Origin of the sequence: Cetobacterium sp., from assembly GCF_048470075.1 — a bacterium.
Classification (GTDB): domain Bacteria; phylum Fusobacteriota; class Fusobacteriia; order Fusobacteriales; family Fusobacteriaceae; genus Cetobacterium_A.
Map to the genome: position 1 here is coordinate 1 of NZ_DBGBQB010000067.1, position 3,947 is coordinate 3,947.

Genomic DNA, 3,947 nt, shown 5'->3' on the forward strand with positions numbered 1-3,947 from the left:
GACTATACCACTTTTAATATCTAGTCTATATTTACCGAACTAATTTGAGTTAGTTCGGTTTTTTTTATATAAAAATTTATTTTATGGAGGGTATTATTATGAAAAAAATTATAGTTTTAATTATGGCATCTATCTTATCAATCTCTACATTTGCAGAGAAACTTTATGTGGGTACCAACGCTGAATTTGCTCCCTATGAGTACCTTGAAAATGGCAAATTAACAGGCTTTGATGTTGAACTTATGGAGATTATAGGAAAAAAAGCTGGGTATGAAATTGTATGGAAAGATATCTCTTTTGATGGATTAATACCAGCACTGCAAACAGGAAAAATCGATGCTGTAATAGCTGGTATGTCTCAGACTATAGAGAGAAAAAAGGCTGTGGATTTTTCCAATCCATATCTATACTTTAAATCGGAACATCTGGTTTTAACAAATATTAAAAGTACTTTTAAAAATAAGGAGGAGTTAAAAAATAAAATTGTAGGTGTTCAGTTAGGTACTCTTCAGGAGGAGCTAGCTTTAAAACTCGGTGCTCAAGTTCGTCCATATAGCTCTTTCTTAGGTGCTCTTATGGCTCTGGAAAACAGTTCAATTGACAGTGTTATCATCTCTGATAAAGCTGGATATGAGTATTTAAAATCTATGAAAACATTAAAAATATTGGATACAGTTATAGATAATTACCCAGGGGCATCTATAGCTTTAAAAAAAGGGAGTCCAGAAAAAGTGGAAAAAATCAATGAAATTTTAGAGGGTTTAAAAAACACCGATGAGTATAATGATTTAGTAAAAAAATATTTCCCAGAAAAAAATAATTAATTTTTTTATTGACATTTATATTTTTTTTATTTATACTTAACCAAATAAAAAAATTAAAGGGGGTTACGAAATGACAATATTTATATTTAGCTTTAGTTTTTATCTATTTCTGCTGCTGCTAGCATATTTTTTTATATTGGATACAAACTATATTTCAAATTGGCTAAATATAAACTCACAAGTAAACTCTTTTAAAAAATTAAAAATGAATACTATTTTTTTTCATAGTTTTCTCTTTCTCTAATTTTTGATTTTTACTTAGAATAGTTTTGTTTATAACAGCCAAATATGGCTGTTTTTTTTATATAAAATTTTAAGGAGATGATTCTATGAAAAATGTTTGGTTTATTTTTACTATTTGCCTTTCTCTATTCTCTATCAATACTTTCGGTATGAAAGATAACCAATTTAAAGACACACTTATCATTGCACAAAGAGCTGATGTAAAAACTTTGGATCCTCAAAAAAGTATTGATACCATTTCTAATAAAGTAATAAATCTTATGTTTGAATCTCTTCTTACTTTAGATGAGAATTTAACTGTAGTTCCTCAGCTTGCTACTAGCTGGGAACAGGTTGATAATTTAAATACCGTTTTTCATCTAAGAAAAGATGTGACTTTTCACAATGGTGAGCCTTTAACCTCTGAAGATGTTGTATTTTCTCTAAATAGGGCTCGCTCCTCTGCACAAGTTGGATACAACTTTACTCCCATTATCGATATTAAAGCTATCGATAAATATACTGTACAGGTGACTACTGATAAACCTTTTGGTGCTATACTTAAATATTTAAGCAGTGTAGGAGGTTCTATTGTCAGTAAAAAGGCAGTGGAGGAATCAGGTAACGCCTTCTCACAAAACCCTATTGGAAGTGGTCCATACAAATTTAAAGAGTGGATTCCTGGGGATAAAATCGTTGTTGAGGCTTTTGTGAATTACCACGGTGAGATTCCTAAAAACAAAACGCTGATTGTAAGAAGTATTCCAGAGGTTACAAATAGAACTATTGCTCTAGAAACTGGTGAAGTTGATATAGCCTTTGATATTGGAATTATGGATAGAGAAACTGTTAAAGAAAGTGGTGATTTAGAACTACTTGAAGTGGAAGCGCCATCCACTCTTTACTTGGGATTTGATAATACCAATCCTCTATTTCAGAATAAAAAGCTTAGAGAGGCTATAGCTTATGCTATTGACAATGAATCTTTAGCTGAGTTTGTCTTTAGAGGAGCTGCTCTTTCAGGAGATTCTCCTATTCCACCAGTTATTGATGTATATAACCCAAATGTTAAAAAATATGCACAAAATATCCCTTTAGCTAAGGAGCTTATGAAAGAAGCTGGATTTGAAAATGGTCTTAATATTGAGCTTTGGACCTCTGCTCAATCAACTTGGATAGATATGTGTACTATAATTCAGGACCAGTTAAAAGAGATTGGAATATTAGCTGAAATTAAAATTTTTGAATGGAGCACATATGTAACTGTTACTTCTCAACCTAATAAAGCACTTTATCTTCTTTCATGGAATGTAACCTCTGTAGATGGAGATCCCGCTTTATATCCACTTTTTCACTCAAATGAAAAGGGGATGTCTGGAAATAGAAGTTTTTATGAGAATAAAGAGATAGATTCTATACTGTTAGAAGCTAGAACTACCATTGATCAAGATAAAAGAAAATCTCTTTACTTTAAAGCACAAGAGATAATTCAAAATGAGTTACCACACTATACACTTGTATATCCACACTACAATTTAGGAGCTAGAAAAGCTGTTAAAAACTTAATTTTACAAAAAAATGGATACACTGATTTAGCAAAAACATATGTGTTAAAATAAATTTTATTGGGAGGTTTTTATGAGAACAAAGGAGTTGGCCAAAAAATATAAAGATTATGTTATCTCTATGAGAAGAGAGTTTCATAGATTTCCAGAAGCAAGTTTAGAGGAGCATAGAACATCTAAAAGAATTAAGGAGGAGTTGGAAAAATTTGGAATCAATGCTAAAATTGTTGCTGACACTGGAGTTGTTGCCACTATTTCAGGAAAAAATAAAGGAAAAACTGTGGCTCTAAGGGGTGATATTGATGCTCTTTCTGTTACAGAGACAACAAATACCTCATATAGTTCAACCATCCCTGGTTTAATGCACGCATGTGGACACGATACCCATGCTGCAATGCTACTAGGTGCAGCTAAAATCCTAAAAGATATGGAAGATGAACTAAATGGAAATATCAAACTTATATTTCAACCGGGAGAGGAGGTTGCACGTGGAGCTTTAAAAATGGTAAATTGTGGTGTTTTAAATGATGTGGATAATATATTTGGAATGCATATATCCTCTGATATTCCATCTGGAAGGGTATCAGCTGATGCAGGTCCCCGTTGTGCCTCTGCAGATATTTTTTCTATAAAAGTTATGGGAAAGGGGGGACATGGAGCTAGACCTGACCAGTGTGTTGACGCCGTTGTTGTGGCTTCCGCAATTGTTATGAACTTACAATCCATTGTTAGTAGAGAGTTCTCCCCTTTAGAACCTGTTGTTCTTACTGTGGGCTCAATAGTTTCTGGAAGTCGTTTTAATGTTATAGCGCAAACAGCAACCTTAGAGGGGACAACTAGATATTATAATCTTTCAATTAGAGAAAACTTCCCTAAAATAATTGAAAGAGTTGCTAAAAGCACTGCTAAAGCCTATAGAGCCACTGCTGAAGTCACATATACCTTTGGGGTAGGACCTACAATCAATAATTCAACCTATTCAGAATTAGCTAAAAATTCAGCTGCAAAATTAATTGGAGAATCCAATCTATTTTATAGTGCTCCTTCCACAGGAGGAGAGGATTTCTCTGAATTTTCTAACAGAGTTCCTGGAGTTATGGTGAGTCTAGGTGCTAGAAATGAGGAAAAGGGTATTATATATCCACACCATCATGAAAAGTTCGATGTGGATGAGGACGTGTTTGAAATTGGAAGTGCCTTATATGCTCAATATGCCATTGACTATTTAAATCTATAGAAAAAAATCCCTTCATAGGAGCTATGAGGGGATTTAATTTATATCTTTATTTTTTCCTAAATTTGATAAAAACTCATATTTTTTTATAATATCAATAAC

At 32.7% G+C, this 3,947-nt stretch carries 3 protein-coding genes; all 3 read left to right on the plus strand.

Annotated elements, in window-relative coordinates:
- The first annotated feature begins 98 nt into the window (after positions 1-98).
- The 3 genes from ACMOUI_RS02340 (at position 99) to ACMOUI_RS02350 (ending at position 3,848) form a co-directional block, all read left to right on the plus strand.
- Positions 99-824, plus strand: coding sequence for a transporter substrate-binding domain-containing protein (locus ACMOUI_RS02340; protein WP_418964139.1), 726 nt, complete (start codon positions 99-101; stop codon positions 822-824).
- 329 nt (positions 825-1,153) lie between these two features.
- Positions 1,154-2,665: an ABC transporter substrate-binding protein gene (locus tag ACMOUI_RS02345; protein ID WP_418964140.1), complete on the plus strand. Its 1,512-nt coding sequence runs from the start codon at positions 1,154-1,156 to the stop codon at positions 2,663-2,665.
- A gap of 19 nt (positions 2,666-2,684) precedes the next feature.
- Positions 2,685-3,848 carry an amidohydrolase gene (locus ACMOUI_RS02350; RefSeq protein ID WP_418964141.1) on the plus strand — a complete coding sequence of 388 codons (1,164 nt, stop codon included), beginning with the start codon at positions 2,685-2,687 and terminating at the stop codon, positions 3,846-3,848.
- Positions 3,849-3,947: the final 99 nt, after the last annotated feature.